The sequence below is a fragment of the Microcoleus sp. Pol7_B2 genome, from assembly GCF_036701035.1.
Taxonomy (GTDB): domain Bacteria; phylum Cyanobacteriota; class Cyanobacteriia; order Cyanobacteriales; family Microcoleaceae; genus Microcoleus.
In genome coordinates this window covers 55730-76718 of record NZ_JAUBQB010000026.1, presented here as the reverse complement: position 1 = coordinate 76718, position 20989 = coordinate 55730, and the positions used below count along the sequence as shown (strand labels likewise).

Annotated in this window: 17 protein-coding genes; 6 read left to right on the top strand and 11 right to left on the bottom strand. The window is 45.4% G+C overall.

All coding sequences use genetic code 11. The annotated features are described in order from the left end of the window. Positions 1–390: 390 nt before the first annotated feature. Positions 391–753 (top strand): hypothetical protein, encoded by a 363-nt coding sequence (locus QUA57_RS12810; protein ID WP_333061260.1) that lies wholly within the window; start codon positions 391–393, stop codon positions 751–753. A gap of 508 nt (positions 754–1261) precedes the next feature. Here the strand turns inward: QUA57_RS12810 and aroF are convergent. The 6 genes from aroF to QUA57_RS12780 form a co-directional block, all read right to left on the bottom strand. After that, positions 1262–2323 (bottom strand): 3-deoxy-7-phosphoheptulonate synthase, encoded by a 1062-nt coding sequence (gene aroF, locus QUA57_RS12805; protein ID WP_333037658.1) that lies wholly within the window; start codon positions 2321–2323, stop codon positions 1262–1264. Positions 2324–2522: 199 nt separating this feature from the next. Then, positions 2523–2996, bottom strand: a complete 474-nt coding sequence (locus QUA57_RS12800; RefSeq protein WP_333061258.1) for a PAM68 family protein — start codon at positions 2994–2996, stop codon at positions 2523–2525. Between the two features lie 95 nt (positions 2997–3091). Next, positions 3092–3361 (bottom strand): 30S ribosomal protein S15, encoded by a 270-nt coding sequence (gene rpsO / locus QUA57_RS12795; protein WP_333037652.1) that lies wholly within the window; start codon positions 3359–3361, stop codon positions 3092–3094. 150 nt (positions 3362–3511) lie between these two features. Then, positions 3512–4135, bottom strand: coding sequence for a Holliday junction branch migration protein RuvA (ruvA, locus tag QUA57_RS12790; protein WP_015174486.1), 624 nt, complete (start codon positions 4133–4135; stop codon positions 3512–3514). A gap of 18 nt (positions 4136–4153) precedes the next feature. Beyond that, on the bottom strand, positions 4154–4390 hold the full coding sequence (locus tag QUA57_RS12785) for a hypothetical protein (protein WP_333061256.1): 237 nt from the start codon (positions 4388–4390) through the stop codon (positions 4154–4156). A 75-nt stretch (positions 4391–4465) separates the two neighbouring features. Next, complete coding sequence (locus QUA57_RS12780) at positions 4466–7114, bottom strand: AAA-like domain-containing protein (protein ID WP_333061265.1); 2649 nt, start codon at positions 7112–7114, stop codon at positions 4466–4468. A gap of 954 nt (positions 7115–8068) precedes the next feature. On the opposite strand from QUA57_RS12780, the gene QUA57_RS12775 reads away from it, so the two are divergent. From QUA57_RS12775 to QUA57_RS12760, 4 genes are all read left to right on the top strand, one after another. Then, positions 8069–8278 (top strand): hypothetical protein, encoded by a 210-nt coding sequence (locus QUA57_RS12775; protein ID WP_333061254.1) that lies wholly within the window; start codon positions 8069–8071, stop codon positions 8276–8278. A 275-nt stretch (positions 8279–8553) separates the two neighbouring features. After that, positions 8554–9126, top strand: coding sequence for a hypothetical protein (locus QUA57_RS12770; protein WP_190733211.1), 573 nt, complete (start codon positions 8554–8556; stop codon positions 9124–9126). 232 nt (positions 9127–9358) lie between these two features. Further along, positions 9359–10075, top strand: a complete 717-nt coding sequence (locus tag QUA57_RS12765) for a GUN4 N-terminal ARM-like repeat domain-containing protein (RefSeq protein WP_333061252.1) — start codon at positions 9359–9361, stop codon at positions 10073–10075. A gap of 228 nt (positions 10076–10303) precedes the next feature. Beyond that, on the top strand, positions 10304–10864 hold the full coding sequence (locus tag QUA57_RS12760; protein ID WP_333061250.1) for a Uma2 family endonuclease: 561 nt from the start codon (positions 10304–10306) through the stop codon (positions 10862–10864). A gap of 159 nt (positions 10865–11023) precedes the next feature. Here the strand turns inward: QUA57_RS12760 and QUA57_RS12755 are convergent, their stop codons facing one another. Beyond that, on the bottom strand, positions 11024–13624 hold the full coding sequence (locus QUA57_RS12755) for a dynamin family protein (protein WP_333061248.1): 2601 nt from the start codon (positions 13622–13624) through the stop codon (positions 11024–11026). Positions 13625–13707: 83 nt separating this feature from the next. Here QUA57_RS12755 and QUA57_RS12750 point away from each other — a divergent pair, with 83 nt between their 5' ends. Beyond that, positions 13708–16182 (top strand): hypothetical protein, encoded by a 2475-nt coding sequence (locus QUA57_RS12750; RefSeq protein WP_333061246.1) that lies wholly within the window; start codon positions 13708–13710, stop codon positions 16180–16182. Between the two features lie 78 nt (positions 16183–16260). Here QUA57_RS12750 and QUA57_RS12745 read toward each other — a convergent pair whose 3' ends face one another. The 4 genes from QUA57_RS12745 to QUA57_RS12730 form a co-directional block, all read right to left on the bottom strand. Beyond that, positions 16261–16980: a DUF2786 domain-containing protein gene (locus QUA57_RS12745; protein ID WP_333061245.1), complete on the bottom strand. Its 720-nt coding sequence runs from the start codon at positions 16978–16980 to the stop codon at positions 16261–16263. A 231-nt stretch (positions 16981–17211) separates the two neighbouring features. Continuing rightward, entirely contained in the window at positions 17212–18426 is a 1215-nt protein-coding gene (locus tag QUA57_RS12740; protein WP_333061243.1) for a DUF790 family protein, read from the bottom strand. Between the two features lie 15 nt (positions 18427–18441). Further along, a complete protein-coding gene (locus tag QUA57_RS12735) occupies positions 18442–18903 on the bottom strand; it encodes a DUF3598 family protein (RefSeq protein ID WP_333061241.1) in 462 nt (153 codons plus the stop codon). Positions 18904–19147: 244 nt separating this feature from the next. Then, on the bottom strand, positions 19148–20686 hold the full coding sequence (locus tag QUA57_RS12730) for a DEAD/DEAH box helicase family protein (RefSeq protein WP_333061238.1): 1539 nt from the start codon (positions 20684–20686) through the stop codon (positions 19148–19150). Between the last annotated feature and the right edge of the window lie 303 nt (positions 20687–20989).

The window sequence follows — 20989 nt, the reverse complement described above, 5'->3', positions numbered from 1 at the left end:
AGGCAGGAGCAGGAGCGTGACAATTAGCTCTCTGATTTGTCGAGCATTAATGTTAATTAACTGTCTACCTTATCGCCGTCAATCGACCGGACATGATATTAAGGGCGGGGTAAGAAGTTGGGCATTGGCGACCATCAAGGAGTCTGGAATAAGCCCCAACAGTGTCCCAAACATATGAGTAATGAGGAATTTGAGGAATTACCATCTAATTTCATTGTTCGGGAAGTCTGCTGGCGAATTCAACGCCGTGGCTTTCGACAAGAGCGTATTATTGTAGTCATAACGTTACTGGATGCCCAGCGCTACACTGTTCAACAATTAACTCAGTTATAGGGACGGCGCTGGTCTGCTGCTGAAGTTAGTCTCCGGCATCTTAAAACAACTTTGAAAATGGAGATGTTAACAGCTAAAACTCCGGCAATGGTTAGAAAGGATATCTGGACACACTTATTGGCTTACACTTTATTACGTACCATTATGTGGCAAGCCGTATCTTGGTCAGAACATACAGCTTTTCAACTCTCCTCCCAATCAACTCGACAGCAGTTTAATCAGTTATTGACGTTGTTGGCAACTACAGGAAAACACCAACAGCGACAATGCCATCAATTGCTGTTGGAGCAGGTGGCAACTAATTTACTCACGATGCGAGCCGATCGTTCCGAACCTAGGGTGTTGAAACACACACCGAAGCCCTATCCCGGAATGCAGGAACCTCGCTCTATCTTAAAAGGTAAACAGGCTAGGCGATAGAGACTTTTTCAGTGACATTGGACTCTAGGCATCTTGCTCATCCCGATAACCAACAAGGAGCTTGAATAATTGTGCCATTATTAAACCCAATTGGTATTACATATGTGAAAAAAATCCTGAAATAATTTGGAAAAAACTATGTAATTAATTTTGTCTAGCTACTGAGAATAAGATGGGACTCAGTCGATTGTTAGAGGAAAAGTTTTAACAATCAGTTTTTGGTTATACTTAGCAAAGGTTTCTAGATCTTTATATCCAAAATAACCGAACATTAGTCCCAAAACAACTAATAGTAATATCAGCGATAAGGGGTGTCTTTTTCCTAATTTTTTTCCGTGGGGAATTGACTTGTTTCCAAAAGGGGATTAGAGTCAGCATATATATTGATTGTTAAGCGATCGCTAAAAATCTTATCAGATAGGGCGATCGCTTTTACTTTTGGCGATCGCACCCGAGAATGAAACAGCCCTGCCGCGATCGCATTTTACGTTAGGCGTTTCGCCTGCTTTTATGCCAAAACTGGCACGGGCTGCGGCCAACGACCCATGACTTTACCAATCACCGCCAATTCTTCCATCAACTTGTCGAACTGATCCGGTGTTAAAGATTGTGGCCCGTCAGACAAAGCTTTTTTCGGATTCGGGTGCACTTCAATCATCAGCGAATCAGTACCAGAGGCGATCGAAGCAAACGCCATTGACGGTACAAACTGCGCCCAACCGGTGCCGTGACTTGGGTCAACCATAATCGGTAAGTGAGTCAGAGTCCGCAATACTGGCACCGCCGACAAATCTAGCGTATTGCGTGTATATTGCCTGTCATACCCGCGAATTCCGCGCTCGCACAAAATCACGTTCGGATTGCCAGAAGCCATGATATACTCAGCAGCCATCAACCATTCTTCAATGGTGGCGGAGATGCCGCGCTTCAGCAAAACAGGTTTGTCTTGAGCTCCGACTTTCTTCAACAGTGAGAAATTCTGCATATTTCTCGCCCCAACTTGGATCACGTCGGCTACTTCCACGATCGCACTTAAATCGGCCGCATCCATAACTTCGGTGATAATTCCCAAACCGCTAGCTTCCCGCGCCGCAGCTAGCAATCCCAAAGCACTCTCGCCGTGGCCTTGGAAAGCGTAGGGGGAAGTTCTCGGTTTGTACGCGCCACCACGGAGAAAATGAGCTCCAGCAGCTTTGACGCGCATTGCCGTTTCGACAATCATTTCTTCGTTTTCGACCGAACAAGGGCCTGCTACGATCGCGATCGGGTGATGCAAGCCGATCATTACAGTTCCTAAAGGAGTAGCAACCGCTACTTCGCTGGGTTCTCCTTGGCGGTACTCCAGAGAAGCGCGTTTGTAGGGTTTTTCCACGCGCAGCACTTCTTCAATCCAGGTGCTCAATTCGCGCAGTTGCATGGGTTCGAGCTCGGCGGTGTCGCCTACCAAACCCATAACAACTTTGTAACGGCCGACGATTTTTTCTGGTATCAAACCCCAGTTAGTGCGGAGGTCTTCGTCTAGTCGATCGATCTCGGCTTCTGGAGTGCCGGCTTTCATTACAATAATCATATTTTTTTTGCCTTTTTAGTTGGGCTAGAAACGGATCATGACTCTGATGCACTGAGAAAAATAGATGCAATGGCGATCGAGAATCTATTTATATCAGTATTTTTAGCATTGTTGTGGGGCGGGTTCTTGTTCCCTCCCCAAATACAAACTCGCTAATGGTTAACAGCTTAGTTTTTAGCTAATGACTAATGACTAATGACTAACTTTTTGGCTTCGCGGCGCGCCACGCTTCTCGCATCCGTCCAAAATTGGTATTAAATTCTTCCCACCCCAGAGTGCTTCCTGAAATTTCTTCATCCCAGGAAGCCGAGAGGACTCCGTAGCTTAATCCCAGAACGCCTAGACCAAAACAGCCCATGCTTACCAGCAATACTGCTGTGTTGGGCAAATCAAACAAGCCCTTGCTGACTACCAAATAGCTTACAAAAAATGTGCAAATTCCCAATATGGTAGGTATGCCGCAGAATACCGCTATGCGAGATATCATGCGTTGACTGACTACTTCTGGGATGGATTGCGCCTGTTTTCCGGTTTTGTTAACTTTCGGCTGCTTGTCGGCAGAATCCGACTCTAAGGCTACGCTTGCTTGGGGTTCTGGGGGCTTTTTAGGCGTTTTTTTACGATTCGTTGCCGGTTCAAAGGGCAAGCGCTTGCGGGGTGGTTCGGAGGACATATTTTATCTCTAACCTGAAATCTCGAACATTTTTCAATAAGTCTTGGTGTTTGCCCAAGATTAAAGAATATTGTCGCAAATTTTGGCTTTGGTGTTTAGCCGCGAATCCCTAGACGGGCAATCAATGCTTTGTAGCGCTCGACATTTTCCCTTTGGATGTATGCCAGCAGGCGCTTGCGGCGGCTGATCATCATCATCAAACCGCGCCGGGAGGCGAAGTCTTTTTGGTTGATTTTCAGGTGGGCGCTGAGTTTTGTGATGCGATCGGTCAGCATGGCGACTTGGACATCTGCTGAACCGGTATCGGTTTCATGGGTTTGGAAGTCGCCCATGATTTCTTGTTTGCGCTGTTGTGTAAGAGCCATGAATTGATTTTAGTTTTTTTTGTACGATTGTCACAATCTCCAATGTTATCACAGGGGAAGCATAATAACGATAAAATTTTTGCCAGGGATGGGTTTGTTGGCCCGACCGAATTTTGGTTGTTATTCCCTGTTTTTGGATGTTGTAGGGGATTATCGGCTCAAATAGGCGATCGCCTCACGTATCCAATCATCGGCATTACCTTTGGCGGATAAAGTGCTGTCTTGACTAAGGGTTTGCAGCGCTTGCAAGACTTCAGCCGCAGTGTATCCCATCGCCAGCAGGATCATCTCGACTTCTTCTTGAATAGCTGGGGGGACTCCGGCGGCGACTGAAGTTGTCAAACCTGCTTGCTGTCGCCATTCCGAGAGTTTGCTTTTGAGTTCCAGGGCGAGACGTTCTGCGGTTTTTGTTCCCACGCCCGGAGTTTTGGCAAGGATGCGGGTGTTACCGCCGACGATGGCCTGGACTAAATCTTGTAATCCTAAAGTATCCAGAAGTGCGATCGCCAGTTGAGCACCGACACCGCTAACACTCGTTAACTGCCGAAACAAATCGCGTTCTGCCGCGCTGCCAAAACCGTACAATACGATTTGGTCTTCCTTAACTTGCTGGTGGGTAAAAATTTGGGCGACTTCGCCGGATGCTGGCAATTGACCGGTCACGCGGGGCAAAATTTGGATTTCATAGCCGATTTGATTGACTTCCAGAGTCAATATGACGCGGTTGCTGCCTTTGGCGATATCGGCGACTGTGCCTTTGAGATAGCTAATCATAGAGTTAATAATACACCGCTATTCGTTTTCATCAAAGTCGGCGATGATGTTGCGGATTTCGTTGAGGCTGATATTTGCGCGATTCCCTTCGGGATAGCTTCGCTTCACAGATAAAGTATCCTCGGGGTCTTCTTCAGCTTCACCTGTAGGTTCCTGAAAAAGGACGAGGATTCGCACGGGACCCGGAGTTTTTGCGGTTAAAGGTCTATCGAGAATAAATTGACCTTTTTCGTCGATCGTTGCTCTGACTTCCAATGCTTTTATTTTTTTTCCGTGAGGTTTTTAAATTAATCCTAAGCTATCACGCTGATCTAGCGCTTTTGTAATTTTTTAATTCAAAATAAGATGCTGTTTAACTAAAGACAAATCCGTCTTACCAAAATTCACAACCAAAGCCACATTGAAATTTTCCAAGGATTTGACAAACCACATAATTTCATTAGAAGCTTTACCTTCATAGTGATTGAACAAAATAGAAAATCGCTTTTCCAACTCTGGTTTGACTTTGCCCGAAAGCAGTACAAGTTTCATCAGTAAACCCATTGTCCGGCTGGCGCCGAGGTTATACACTAAATCGTAAAAAACGTAGTGGCTGGGATGTTGGGAATTTTCCACTACTAAGAAGTTGAACAACTGGTGGCAAGTACGAACTAACAATGGATTATTGAATTTCACCGAGTCATTTTCTCGCAATGTATTTTTGATTTGTTTGTACAAACGATCATTAAATTGACGACCGCCGTATTCGGGTTCGATCGACGATATTAAATATTCATATAAATCCACTTTAAATGAGGCGTAAGATGGAGTCTTTCGGGAATCTCTTAGGAAAAATTGAGCCGCTTCTTTGTAGCTGCGATCGCCTGCTACTTTTCCCGCAAATTCCCTGACCGCTAAGTGCAGTTCTGCATCGTTCAAAAGTGTGGGATTAGGCGCCCGCTGCACAATTCCTATTTCTGTATTTCTCGGCTCAACCATATAATTCAAATATTGAGACAAATGTGTTTCAAATTGCCGCTGTCTTTGAAAAGCCAGTTGTTTGATGGTTTGTTGGTCTTCCTCAATGCTGTCCTTGCTCAGTAGAGAATGGCCGTACAAATAAGGATACCGACAGATCAATTCGCCCAAAGGAGAATCTGTATCTTTTTTCTGCTGTTCCGCCTCTCTATCTAAGGCTTTTACTAAGCGCTCTATGGTCTGGAATTCTTCACTCTTAGTAAAGAAATTTATTTGTTCTTGCAAGCGCTTGACTATGTAAAATTCCATCCCGAATCGGGGAGAATTCTGCTTAAATAAAGCTACCAACTTGGCGATCGCGAATTGGTTTTGGGAATGCAATTGCCAGCGGTTGATCGGGATGTAGCAGCAGCGGTGGAGGAGATATTTAAAGTCCTGATCCGATCGCTTGACGGAGACTATACTATACAAACTTGCTTCAATCTCTCGATCGGGATAGCCCATGCCGTCGATAAATAGCTTTCGGAACCGCTCGATCACCTGTGCGGGGGATTCTGTTTCCACGCAGGAGACGATGTGATCGTACAATCTCTGTTCGTTGCTGCCAATTGGAACACTCTCTGAGGGCGGGGTGAGGATGCTGCTGTCTGTATCTGTGTCTACGCTGCTGTCTGCAACTTGTGCGACAACCACGGTCGGTTTTTCCCCCAAAGTTCGATCGGGATTCAAGAACCAATAGTGTTCTTGGCTCAATTGTTTGTCCGCAGCCCAATCCAAAGCTGACTGCAAACTTTCCCCTGTCAATAACAGCGATTCATCTTCGCGGTCTGAAGCCAGCCATGCTGCTAGCGCGGAGCGGTACGGAGCCAATTTTCCCAGCTCCTTTTCTACCCAGAATCGATTAAAAACTGACTGATAAATTAGGTTGGAAACTATTAATTTACCGTGAGATTTAACAACCAGTCCTGACAGTTGCAATTCGATTTTTTCGGCCGAGTAATCGGCAGGTACTCCCTGCGATTCCCCGATGTTTTTTGGCTGGGGCGGTTGCAAAGCTTGCTGGTACAGCGTTAACAGCCGCGTGAGGTCGCAGTGGCTATGGAAAATGCGATCGCGTATGGGTATCAAATGTTGGGGTTCGTCTTCTTCTTCCCAATTTTTAATAATTCTGTGTTTTACCAGTTTTTCAACCTGCTTAGCTTCGGAATTTCGACCAATAAAAGGCCCGTATTCAAGTACCAAGTGGCAAACTTTTTGAGTTAGAAACGGTTGCCCGCCCGTCCAAGCTAATATTTCTTGGAGCACTTTTTGGGGGCGAAAAGCTTTGAGAGCCAATCCTTTTGCTAGGGGCAAACTTTCGTGCAGTTGGAATCGACTTAAATGAATCTGCCGCCCAATGTTAAAAGGGTTACATCTGGGATCTCGAATCAATTCTGAGGGGGCTGCTACTCCCATAACAGCAAAAGTCAGGCGAGCGTATTCCGGTTGCTCTGCCCGTTTCGAGTAACAAGCCCGGATCAAAGCAAAAAAATCGCTGGTACTGAAATTTAGGCTGCTGATGCTGTCAATATCATCTATGAAAATTACCAGATTTTGCTGAAGTGACTTGAGCAAAACTTTTTCGATAAATATCTCCAATCGCTGCACCGGCGATAACAGTTCGCGATCGTTCCACCACTTGATGGCATCAAACCTGTTTGTGATGTGTAGACTGCTTGCCATGCGGTACATGATTCCTGCGTACCACTTTTGGGGAGAGATATCAGGGCTGCTGATGCTTCTCAAGTTGATGGCGGCAAAAACTGTACCTTCGGCTTGCAACCTTTTGGCCGTTTGCACTAGCAGGCTGGACTTGCCCATTTGTGGCGAACTCAACACGTAGCAGAAGTCTCCGGCTTTGAGTCCTTCGTAGAGCTCGCTGTCTGCCGATCGCCTGACATAGGTGGGCGCACCGGCAGGCAAATATCCTCCGACTTGATAGTGGTACGTTGAGTTGAGTTCTGCTGTCATCTGGGAATTCATCAAGATTTACACCCCTATGCTGTGCGCTCGAAAGGTTACAAAGTGGAATTATTGCCAGCTTGCTATCGTGGAAAATTTTTGTTCCTCTTTCTCTATTGTCTACTAGCTCAGCTTTGTTCTTGTCAATCTTTACCGTATCTTTGCAAGCGTTCGCCCCAAATCCTACGATCGGCTCAATTGTAGCCCGCCACTTGATTTTTTACACTCGTTCACATAATTGATGAATTTTCACTCGATCGGATTGAGAACCCTAAAACGCCCTTTTTTTTCACATTTTTTTACAATAATACTTTAAAGATCACCCGGTGGTATGATGTTGGCAGGGAAACTCATAACCACACCGCCGTCTACCTTCTGCCTTCAGCTCCGCCTGACGGATGCTAGAGAAAAACGCTGAAGAATGGCTGTCAATAAAAAACCCCAGCGTTTTGCTGAGGACTGCTTGAGTGGGAGATATCGTTAATCTGCGTTTTTTTAGTTGACTTAGATTGCATGGAATTCCATGCTGCTGACCTTCCCCGGGCTTTCGCGTTCGGAGATTCCTAAGAACAAACTTTTCAGGATGCATCCACAAAAAGTTTAATTCTTAAAGGCTTTGTCAGTACCAGGCTAACCACTTACTCAACTATAAAAGTTAAGGCTGTGGCTAATTGTAGAAGATGCGCCCTGATGGCTTAACTACCCGATGGATTAGCACCCTGATGGCATAACTCCCTGATGGATCGACGCCCTGATGGCTTTCGCTCCACTACCCAAAAAATTCGGGTTGATGGATGATCGTGGACGTTAGTAACACGTCACTTCCGGCGTTTCCGATCGCAAGCGGGTGTGCCTGTCTGAATTGATTATGGCAGGCAGATTTATCAGAAGACAAGTGGGCTATTGCATCAACCCATTTCTGACAGATCGGGTTAGCCAAAAAGTTTCAATCTAGGGAAATCAGGGTCATCGAACATGAAAAACAGCATCTTAGTATTAGGGGTAATTGCCTCGGCTGGCTTCGGCTTTTTCCAGGCAGGCAGCGCCAGCGCTTCAGCGATCGCCCCACAACATTCATCAGCCAGCAGTTTGACGGCTTGGGAGAGTCGTCCGGACTTTAACTACACTGGAACGGATGAGGATGGAAACCAAGAAGAGGTAAAAACGGGTAAAGGCAGGAAATAATTGGCGCTCTTGTGTGGTTTGCTCTTGTGCGGTTGTGGTTGTGGTTGTGGTGGCATTTGTTGTCGCAACCGCCTCTGATCGAGGCGGTTAAAACTCGATCCCAATATCGGTCTACCTAATCCCGGGGGTGGGGATCAGTTTCAGAGAACGGTGAATGGGAAAATAAACAGGTAAGGCGAGTCTGTCGGTGGAGTTTCCCCGCCTATCAACTTCCTTACCTTCTGATGTTCGGGATTTGGATCTGGCACAATCGTATTTGATATCGTAAAAACCCAATGGAAAATACTCTCGAAACTACCCGCAGACAGCGCGTATTGACACGAACCCAGGAACGGCGTCAGGCGACACCCAAAGAAAAACAGTTGATTCACCTGCTAGCCAATATGGCTTGCAGTTTGATTAAATACGACTACAAACACGCAGCCGGGAAGGGAACCCTCCCGCCTTCGGAACGCAAGCGTTTAGCGGAATGGCACTACCTGCGAGTTCAGCAAATTCGCCGGATCGAACGCTCGTTGGAGCCCGTAGCGACCCTTAAGCGCGTGTACTACAAGAGCATCCTCAGTCCGAGAGATCTGAAGTCTTTGAAACTTCTGTGGCTGGAGGAAGACAAAAACCGCGTCAAACGGGTCGATCCTGAGTTGGACGACATCCTCAGCGAAGCTTTGGATCGGGGAGATACTTTAAAACAGCTATTTCACTCGATCGAAGTCAAAGAACGCACCTTTTCTGCAACTCCTAGCCCCGGCGCCGTGCCGCTTTGGGTCAAAGAGTGGGAAGACTCGGAATATGACATAAACTTTTTTCCGCCTTCCTTCCCTGCATGGGTTTCGATCGTGGACGACTAGGTTCAAGAAAAACTCTTTGACATGGCATCGATCGTAAAATTCAGATGGTAGACTTATTTGCTATTGCTGCCATTGGCGAAGAGGGTGGGGGCGATAGGCTAAACCAGGCGGCGTTGCGCGCAGGCCTCCGAGTACAGAGAAGTGAATCGGAGCCAGTACCATTGTACAATGGGGGAAAACCAGGGCTTCAGCTAATCGCTGATAGCTGATAGCTGATAGCTGATAGTTTCTCATGACTGACTCGATTTCTACTTCTCCTCTAGACTCGGCGGCCGATACAGCCGAACTCCGCTCTCAGTTGAGGTCGGGTTCGGAAAAAGCTCAACTGCAACTGCTGCAACAACAAATAGCAGATTCCGGTTGGGATGTATTGATGGAATTTTTATTAGAGCGCAAGTCAGATGCACCGACTGCGGTAATGGGTAAGGCTTACCAAATTCTTTACAGTGCTAATTCTCCGAGAGCGAGGGAGTTTTTGCAAGCGAATTTTCCGACTGGGCTTGTGCCGCTGCGATCGGACTCTAACATTGATTACACTCCGCTGCAACAATTATTGGCGTTACAGGAATTTCAAGAAGCCGATCGCTTGACTTTAGACAAACTTTGTGAATTGGCGGGTGATACAGCTTTGCAGAGAAAATGGCTGTATTTTACACAAGTTGAGAGTTTGCCGGTGGCGGATTTACAAACAATTAATACGCTGTGGAAAGTTCATTCTGAAGGTAAATTTGGCTTTTCAGTGCAGCGGGAAATTTGGCTGAGTTCCGGCAAGAATTGGGATAAATTGTGGCCGCTAATTGGCTGGAAGAAGGGGAATAATTGGACGCGCTACCCGCAAGAGTTTATCTGGGATTTGAGCGCCCCGAGAGGGCATTTGCCGCTGTCAAATCAGTTGCGAGGAGTGCAGCCGTTTGCGGCTTTGATGGCTCATCCGGCTTGGTTGAAGTGAATGGTTGTGGGGCTTTTGGGGAAGGTGGGGCGGCTGGATGGCCGGCCCCGCTATTGTTTTTGGGGAATTGGGATTTTGATTTTTGAGGCGCAGAAATTCACAGAAATTCACAGGCGGGACGCCTGTTCCACTTTTGGCATAGAGGGAGAAGGGCGATCGCACTTCTAGGAAAGTTTGGAAATTTTGTATAATTGATATTTGAATTAATTAGCGAGAGGGCTGGGAGTCATGGTAGGCATCGGAACCAAACTCACTTTAGCAGAATTTCTAGCTTTGCCCGACGGAGATATATATTGTGAGTTTGTAGATGGTGAAGCTGTTCCGAAAGTGTCTCCAAAATTTTTTCATTCCTGTTTACAGGGAGCTTTGTGTCGCCTGATTCGTGTATGGTGTAAAGGACGCGGGCGAGTGCTTCCAAAATGGGCAATTTTGTTAAAACGTCAGGATAAAGATTGGGTTCCTGTTCCCGATTTGACCTATATTTATTATGCGCCTCTGCCGAAAAGTTGGCTGCAAAATGAAGCTTGTCCCGCAATTCCTGAACTGGTGATTGAGATTATCTCTCCTGGTAAAAGGATGCAGGAACTTGAAGAGAAGGCGAAAGATTATTTGGCGGCGGGCGTTCCGCGAGTTTGGGTGATTGATCCAGCGGCTATTTTAATTAGAAGCTTTTTCCCCGATGGTTCAAGTCAAGTTTATACGGATAATACACCGATTGTGGATGAGTTGCTGCCTGGTTTGGAGTTGACGAGTAGACAGATTTTTGAAGAAGCGGAATTGATTGATTGAGGGCGATCGTACTCTGTGCAAGATATCAGTCGTAGGGTGCGTGACAACGGGAAAACTTTAACTCGCGGCGGTGGGACTATTGATTGTCACGCAATGCGACAAAACCATAGTATCTACAAGGTACTATGGTTTTTTTGCGCTTACCCTCTAGTCATTGATTTAGCCAGCACTTTGATTTAAGATTGTTTCAATTTGATTCTGTACTTGTTCAAGTTCCCGACGTTTGTCAGCCACCCAAACCTTTTCGGCTTCGTATTCTTGATTTTGGCGATCGCGCTTTTCCTGCTGTTCTAATAAATTCTCCCACAGCGCGATCGCTTTTGACATCACACCGCTATTCGCCTCAGTGCGATCGTTAAATACTGCAATAATTCTTTCTTGTACCTTCTCAAAAATAGACTCTGCAGATTCGTCAAATTTCTCAACGCCTAACTCGCAAACTTTTTCCTTAATCTGAGCTTTAACAGCATCGCCATCTAAAAAACTCCAGCCCAAACCGCCACCAGCACCAGCAGCTAAGCCACCCAAAATAACTCCTATAAAACCAAGTCCTGTAAAAAATAGCAAGGCAGCACCAACTGCTGCACCAATTCCCAAACCCCCAAAAAACCCACCATCCTCTATCTCGCCAATTGATGAAGCTATTCTGCTTCCACTGCTGCCAATTCCGCCTAAGCTACCTGCTGTTGCTAAGTTATTGAATTGAGCGACAAGGCTAGTGCTGAGTTGCTGGTCAAACTGTTGAAATTCTTGCCGTATTGCATAAATATCTTCACCGATTTGGCTGTCTAGCACTCCCATATTTTGTTTTAAAATGGACTGTACTTTTTGATTGCCCCAGTCATCAATTTCTTTGGTAATGTCTCGTAGAAATTGATCGGCATAATCTTTAGTCAACTTGTCTTGACTCATGATGTGTCCGTGTTCGGAAGTCCAGCGATGACTTTTTGATAGCAGGCGCTGTCCCAATCCTTCCACCCATTCATTCCAAGATTCAACAGCTTCGTCTAAAGATTTCTCCATCAATTCATTAGCTAAAAATCTAATTTTAACCTCGCGACCGCTCACTTCCGCCATTTGTTCAAATATTTTCTGCTTATCTCCTCGATCAACTGTCAATTTTCCCTCTAACATTTCCCGCCATTGATTCAATTCCTGACAACCAGTGTCAATAATTTGCTGAATTCCGGCGGCGGACTGCCGAAGTGCGATCGCCCCCCTTTCAACTGTCAAAAACTGCTCCACCGACTTTGTAAAACCCTGAAAAGCTTTGAGGTAATCGTCATTTTCATTTCCTGCTAAAATCGCATCCAATGCTGATTGAGCAGAAATAAAATGACTCCGGTTTTCCCCGGCAATAATCTGATTTTTCCCATTAACAATCATTTCCACCCTTTTTCTTACCTGATTGCGACTCTCTTCTCGGCGCAGCAAATCGAAAAAGTTAACAACAATAAAAATATTACTTGCGCCTCGATCGTTTGCATAATTGAGTTCTTTTTTTAAGTACAAAAGCAATTCCCGCTCTTTTTCCGTTAAAGCATTTTGAGCATGAGTCAAGAAAATCACTGCATCAGCAGTTTTTAGAACTTGCTGAGTTACCGCTGTCCGTTCCGTTTGTTCGTTTAATCCGGGAGAATCAATAATTTCTACCCCATTGCGACACAACTCTAATTCGGGATGCTCGAAAACAATTTCTTTAATTTCCGACTTGATTATCTCATCTTCGCAAGAACCCAAAGCTGCCTCTTCCGAAATGGAAGCTTTTTCTTGATATTGTGCCGATGGAATTTCTTCCTCCCGTCCATCTTTGTAGCGACAAATCACTCGGCGCTGCGAACCATATTTCAAAATAGTCACAGTCCCGCTACAGGGAATATCCCGCACTGGTTGGATTTCCTCGCCGAGTAACGCATTTAGTAAAGTTGATTTGCCTTTACTAAACTCGCCGACAACAGCCACACGGAAACGCTGAGATTGCAAGTTGCGAGATATGTTTGTTAATTCTTCTGTTAAAGTACGAGACAAGACGCTGCGATCGCTTCCATCTAGCAGAGTTAAATGTAGTTGGCCACAAACTGTATCCAGTTGTTTTCGATACTCCTGAAATTTTTTCAACTCCTGATAGGACGAAACTGAATGCTTTTGATTGCTGTGTTGTTTTGGTTTTTCTGGTAAATATTCGATAATGTGACTAGCAGCACGGACAAACAAAGAATCGAGAGATTGAAATCGTGCGGGATCTAGTAACGAGTGGACTTCTGCTAAAGGTGCTGTATCGCTGATTGCTTGACTGCTAAAACTCGCTTCTAAAACTACCAAGTATCGAGAGTCAATTTCCAGTGTGTTACCGATAAGTATTAAATACTCTTTTTCGCTCTCGTCCATTGTCCCATCTGCTGCCGACATCTGATAGCCAAAACTAATCAGCAGCAGTTTTTCTTCCTCGGAAAAGCACGATGTCAGGGCCAGCAACTCGTGCATTTTTTTGTAAGTTTCCTGATATCGCACGGCCTTAACCATCGGCTTTACCAATTGGCGCAAACTGTTGTTAGCGGGGATGAGTGCCGTCATAGTTGTGCTCAGTCGCTGCGTTTCCTCAGCGCCAACCGTACCGTCGGCATAGATAACTCCCACCAACACCGTCACCAGTCCCGCCAGGAAAAGCACAGGCGGAGTAATATCTTCTTTTCGGAGTTTTTGCCGTGTCAGCAGCGAAATAAGCTCAACTGTTTGGGGACTAATTAACGAAGTATTCATTTGTAGCGCCTAATAATATTTCTTTTATTAAATGGATCATAATAGATCAGTTGTTCTGTCAGATGCTAGCCGGCTAAAAATTTATGATGAACTTTGTATTTCCTGCAGCGGTACAGGCTGCGATCGATGCTGGCAAGTACGTACAAGTGTTTACATCCGCTGGAGTGCCGATCGGCATGGCGAGAGATGCAGCGACGGGACAGTTTGCGGCCCACGCCGTTGGCGCGGTGGTCAACAACAGCCCCCTATCGCCGTTAGTGTCTCCCGTGCAGCTTGCAATGGGAGGCTTGCAGATGTACCAAAACCACATGGGCTTTCAAGCCGTCCAAACCAGTTTGGGCGTGCTGCAAGCGACAACAGCCGTCATTGGTGTGGGAGTTGTGGCTGGGGTAGCCTTGTCGGCGGTGAATTTGCACCAGACTTTGAAACTAAAAAAAGCAGTAGAAAGGCTGGAAGTTAAAGTTGAAAATGGTTTCATCAATTTAGAACAACTTGTGAAAGGCCAAGGCGCGGAAATTAAGCAATTAATTTCCGAAGTGGTTGCAGATATAAAATTTGAAAACCATCGCCTAGTCTTAGTGCGGGCTTACGGGTTATTTAATCAAGCGATTCAACGAATGCGATCGGCTTTGCAACTGCAAGATATTAATCGCCGCAATGCTGAAATTGATGCTGCGCGGGGGATGTTGTTTGAGGCGTTAGCAGACTACAAAAATCCGCATTTATTAGAAGAAACTTGTGCCGCGGGACAGTTGCGTCAGTTAGAGTGCAGTTGGGCGATCGAGCAAAGTATTATCGGCACATATCAGGTGCAAAATGAATTTGGTGCTGCGGGCGATCGGCTTTCTCAACTTCAACAACAAATCCGTCAAGATGGCTTAACAGTAATTGCTGGCTGCGACTCGGACGACGAACTAGATTTTCTATTCCCAGAAATCACGCGAATTCACAATCACGATTTAGCCGCATTAGACACTTGGCAAAATCAGATTGACTGGATAAAATCTTTGTCGCCAAGTGAGTTAAAGCAGTTAGAGAGTGCTGATTTTAGTAAATCAGACTTAGCTGTTATGGGGGAGAAAAATTTAGCCACAACAGCTTTAGCGATACCGGATGAACAGTTATTTTATGAAAATTTGAGACCTAAGTCTCATTTTTATTCTCTTCGCACTCAACTGGAATTAATGCTCGATCGGCAGCGACGTGAAGACTATGAAAGCTATATCATTAAGCAAGGGCAAATAGCGGGCCATAAAAGTTTAGTATTGTCCAACTTGGAAAAAGCATCAGATTTGGCTGTTGCTAATCTCTTTTACTATTTCAGAATCCGGGATGAATCAGAAGACGAATTAGAATTAGAGTTCGATGGAACTACAACGGATACCAATACTCCTACCGTTGTTGCAGAATCTTCCCCAAGCGATCGTTTCAAGCAGAAAAATCCTGAAACAACAGAATCCTCGCTCAAAGAGGATTCGCAAGCTATGAAAGAATTTGGATTGACTCCTGAACAAACCAGAATCATGTTCAGCTATCAGTACCACTTGGTGCAAGCCGATATTGACAATGAATCAAATAACGACGTGAAAAACACCCTTAAGCAAGAGTTTTTACGCGGTCTCCAAGGTGATATTGACAATCAATCAGAGCCTGTTAAAAAAATCCTTAAGCAAGAGTGGTTACGCAATTGGAAAAATGCAACCACACTGTTTTTGAACAGCCAAATTGCACCTGAAACTCCACAAAAGAGTTCATTGAACTTAATTACTGATTTTGAATCCCTCAAAAATTCGGTAAAATCCCACCTCCTCTCTCCGGGAAATCAATTGACTCGGTATCTAATTTTATTAGAAGTAACACTGTTTCAACCCTATTACCCATTAGGCGATAGTCGTGATGAAGCATTCAAAGATTTAAAACTTGAACAAGAATACACCGGAAAGCTCAGGGATTTTGCTAGATCGCTAGACATAGATCCAGATTGTGTTCTCCGCTTTAAGTCCAACTACAAGGAAGCCATCCAAGGAATTAAAGGCGGCATAAATCCTTGGTTTCTTGGTGCAGTCGGAGCAGTTGTGTTAGGAGTAGTAGCTGTACTTGCCACACCCTTAGTAGTAGGTTTACTTGCACCGATACTAGCACCGGGTTTATCAGGTGCAGCCGCAGTATCCGCCGTTTTAGCCGCACTTGGAGGAGGTGCGATCGCCGCCGGTGGCATGGGAATGGCTGGCGGAATGGCCGTAATTGTTGCTGGCGGTTCAATTCTCGGTGCTAGTGCGGGAGTTGGTGTTGGCGCTTTATTCAGTCAATCTCCCGACACCGCTTTAATCCAAGCAGCCAAGTTAGAAGTTGTGATGCGCGAGATTGTTGTCATTCAAAAAGACATCCGCAAGGCTCAAGAAATTCTCAAAGAACAGCGCCTCGCCATACGCTCCATTGAAGATCAACTAGACGAGCTACTTCTTAACCAGCAAAAAAATCACAAAGAAATCGAAAATCTCAAAAGAGCGATCGAGTATTTGAAGAAAGCACTCGAAAGAAATCAAGCCTTAATGTAGCAATCATTACGCACTACAGACAAAATAACCCTAGTTTATTACACCTAGGAAGCGGATTTTCACGATCGCACGCCCTACTCAAAGACATTCATTAAGTTGTTTCATATCCCCTTGAGGCTGCACTTGCTTGTGCAAACTAATTTTGTCGCCCACTTCATACCCAGAATTAAAACCCGCCGCGCTGCTGACTTGAGAATCTGTTCTCGTTCTAACTTTAACCCCTCTGCCCTCTAGATAATCCGCGATCGCCTGTTGATTTTTCTCAAACATCGATCGCACTACAATCCCTGGAGTCGCCGCCACATCCCCCGAACCCGGAATCCCCGACTCTTCCATCTCCTGTTTTTGTTCCAACAATCTTTGTCTCAACCTCGTCGCGCATCCAACCCGAAAAGCATTTAGATACGCCAATCCCCTCCCGTTTCCTTTGCGGTAATTTGCTCTTTTTTCAATTGCCGAACTCAAATACTCGTAAAGATGTTTGCAAACAATCAGGTTGGTAGAAGTTCCCACCAAAAACATACTGCCCGTATAAGTATTTCGCATGGCTTCGCACCCGTTAGCGTCGGCAATTCCCGAAAGCAGCATCATTTTCCAAGTGACAAATTTCGATGTTGTTTCAACAGAGTTTTCGTCAATTTCTTCTTGGTGATTTGGCCCTAAATCCGCGAGGCTGAGATTGTACTGTGCCAGTAAAAGGGAAGCTTTTTCGGCCGCCGCAGTCGATTCGTTTTCATTGGATGAGGTGGCGAGGGCTAAAAGCTTTTTGATTCTTTCGACAATACTTGTGTCTGCCATTTTTCAATCAATTTTAGGGTGAGAGTAAGCGGTGGCAAGGATTCGGGGATATTCTCATTTTAGTATAGCTGGGAATGGGCGAGGTTTTTTGAGGAGGATTTTTTTGAACCGCAGAGGGCGCAGAGGGCGCAGAGAGAGACAGAAAACAGTAGATTTATTTTTCTTTAAACTCTTGTGGGGTGGGCTTTGAGCAGCGCCCTCAAAGTTAATTTTAAATGCACAATAACTTAACTATTCGAGGACTTCCAGGACTGATTTGGGCAGCAATTTATCTTTAAACCAGACTACTTGTGCAGGCACCTCATTTACATTCACCCCGGCTTTTTCTAAATTCAGGCGTTCGGAAATAGCTAAAATCAAGTTATCGCATTCAGACTTCTGTACTTGTGCAAATTTCTTTTGCAAATACTCCGGCCGCCAATAGCCAACTATTTCTAATAAAAATACTCGCCCGTCTGGATGCACCAACCGAAAGTCGGGAATCATCACACTACCTGGAATCGGAATTAAATCAACTTCTCGCTCTAGTTGCCACTCAGTTTTTGTGGACTTCCATCTTTCAGCAAATGCGGCTTCTAACATACTATCATAAGGCTTGCCAGGAGGATAGTGGCTGACTAAACCGCAGTCGGAATTTAAGGTAAATTTACCTGTTTTCAAAACGCCGCTAAAAGGGTCTTTTGTGTGCAGTGTCGAGTGCATACTCCATTTGGTAACGTGCAGCAGTGCGGGCAGCATTTTCGCCAGGGCTAAGCCGTAGCGGGTGCTGGGTTTGAATAAGCTTGTAGGGCCGTCTATTGTCAGTGTAAAACCGTGGTCTGCATCGCCTTCGATGTAAGTCATTAATTGAAATAGTTTCAGATAGCGAAATAAGAGTTTGTATTCTCCTGGATCGTTGCGGTGGGCGGTTAATTGCACTTGACTTGCTCGGTAAAATATGCCTTGAACTTGAGAAAGATTGTATTTGTGAAGCAAGTTTTCGGGAGTTGGTGCATTAAACTCAGTGAGGATTTTGTTTTCGTTTAAATCTGCGTATAAACCTGTAGTGATTTCGCTGGGTAAAACTTCTCTGTTTAACTCTTGGCTGAGTTCACTTGCTACTTTTTCCAGGGTTAATTGGGTGGATTGAGGGCTGGGAGTCGATCGGGCGGACAAGGCAAAAACCCGCTGTCTCAACTCTGAGGGTTCTAGGGGACTGACGACTTCCAAGGTGCAGAAACCGCTTTTCAGCAGGTGCGCTAATCCCCGTTTCAGCCGATAATCGGGGCTGTCGCCTTCTAATTCTAGCAAGCGTCCGTCGAGTTCGCCTTGGGTTTTGCCGATCGACTCTTGGAAGCAGTTGATCATTTCTGTAGCTGCTTCCAAGTTTTTAGCATCTATCTTGAGGCGTAGGGGGACGATTGATTCCCCATTTTGGCGGTGACTTAATAAATCAGTGGGTAACATAAGCAGTGAAAACTTTTACTCAATCTTTTGTTCGACAATCACCATAACTCCCCTGAGTTTTCCCTCTTCTGTCAAGCTTTGGGTAGTCCGAATTCGCCGATCGGAACTGACAAGATTGATTGTTTCCACAGCCCTGAGAATGCCAGTTGCTTTGTCCCATATTTGAAAAACGATTAAATTATCTCCAACTTCTGTGGCTAGTGTCTTGTAGTTAGAAAAGATAGAGTCATTACTTTCAATTTCTACTTGCCCTTCACCGACTACATGACCCACAAAGTTTTGTGTTTCACTCTTGCCATTGGCATAAGTTTGAACGTTAGTTTGCCTCCACTGGTTATCAACAATTTTCTGGGTTAACACCGCTGTAAAACGCTGGGTTTCTTGGAACTCAGCATTGAGGATTGTCCAAGTTCCCTCCCAAACTCCTGTATGTTTGGGGAAGACTTTAAAGTTACTTATTTGTGTGATATCGATCATTTTCCGCTACTATGAATTAGTCAATATTGAGATTATACACTAATTGGTGAACATTCAAGATTACTTCTTGAAATTATCATTTTTTACCCACTTTGCTGTGACCCGGCTGCTTTTTAGTCGCCTCCCGGTTGACTCCGTAAATCGATTGTAGATTGTAGTTTTTAAATAGACCTAGGAGTGATTTAATTATATAGCCATTTTTTCGCTAAGACTACCCATCCCACAACTAACTTATTTAGGCTTACTACCAGGGAATTTCATCATTGTCTTCTCCCCATGTGGCTGGTGATTCTGCTGCTTTTTTGGTTGTCTCCCGATTGACTCCGTAAATGGGTGTCGGTTTGATAGTTTGTAATTCCTGATCTTCTGGCTGCGGCTGTTCAATTAGTGTTTTTACTTGGGGTTTGTGAGGCTGCATTCCTCCTCGGCGGCGTTGAGAAGTTCTTTCTTCGCTGGTGTCTTCGGTGACGACTTCGTAGAGAATTGCTAACTTATTTACATCGCTGCTTTTGCGGAGAACTCTACCCAAACGCTGGATGTATTCGCGTTCGCTGCCAGTTCCTGACAATATGATAGCAATTCGGGCGTCAGGAACGTCCACTCCTTCGTTGAGGACGTGGGAGGCGACGAGGGTTTTGTATTCGCCGCTGCGAAAGCGATCGAGGATTTCGTGGCGTTCTTTGACTGGGGTTTGGTGGGTAATTGTGGGGATGAGAAATTCTTGGGAAATTCGGTAAACTGTGGCGTTGTCTCCGGTGAAAATTAGGGTGCGCTGGGGAGAGTGTTCTGCTAGTATTTGGGCTAATATTCGCAGTTTTCCTTCGGTACAAAGGGCGATTTCTTTGGCTTGGCGGTGGGCTAGCATGGCGCGCCGTCCTAGGGGCGATCGCGCGCTTGCCATGATAAACTGTTTCCAACCTTCGAGGCTGGATATTTTGATGTTAGACTGTTTTAAGAAGTCGTTGCGAATGTGGATTAATTCTGCGTAGCGAGCACTTTCTTCTTGTGACAGTTTTACCATGATTTGAACTATTTTATGATCTGCTAAAGCATCGCCTGCCAAATCTTCGGGTCTTTTGCTAAATACTGTCGGGCCGATCAGGAAATGTAAATCGCTGTGGCGGCCATCTGTGCGATCGGGTGTGGCTGTCAGTCCGAGTCGAAAAGGCGCGATCGCATATTCGGAAATTACTCGATAAAAGTCCGTTGGCAAATGGTGGCATTCGTCAAAAACCAGCAAGCCGTATTTATTGCCCAAGGTTTCTGCATGAAGACTTGCACTGTCGTAGGTTGCCACTAAAATTGGCGTTTTGTCCCGCGAACCTCCGCCCAACAATCCGATTTCTATGTCGGGAAAAGCTGCTTTTAAATTAGCGTACCACTGGTGCATTAAATCGAGAGTTGGTACTACAATTAATGTACTGCGACCAGTGACTTGCATGGCTAATTGTGCCAGATAAGTTTTGCCGGAAGCGGTGGGGAGGACAACTACTCCTTGGCTTCCTGCTTCCTGCCAAGCTGCGAGGGCTTGTTCTTGATGTGGGTAAGGCTGCATTTCCACGCTGGGTACGAGTTCGAGTAGTTCGTATCCCCTAGCTTCGTCGGTGAAGTGAATGCACTCGGCTTGGAGGCATTCTACCAGCGGGCGGTAGTGAATCGCCCGAATGCGGTATTTTTCCACGCGATCGTCCCAAGTGGCAAAGTCCACCCAGTCTCTGCCTTTGGGCGGCGGGTGCAGCAATAGAGTTCCGCGATCGAATGTTAAGGTAGGTATGCGTGGCATTTGTTTAGATAGGGGGGTGAGTTATGCCTGTTAAATTATAAGTGACCGATCAAATATATTGACATCAAACTCTCTAGAAGTTAGTTCTTTTTTAAGCAAATCTCTAGAACCACCATCTACTTTATACCGTTTCGGCTTGTTTGTTGAGATTTTTACCATTTTTTTTAGCAGATAAGTTTCCCTAAATGTCAAAAGTTCATTTCCACCTACCTAGTTAGTTGAAAGTCTGGCGAAGATGTTGGAATATCTAAAGATAGTATGGTTGCTGAGGTGGGAACTCAATACGGGTGCTTGGTCTAAAAA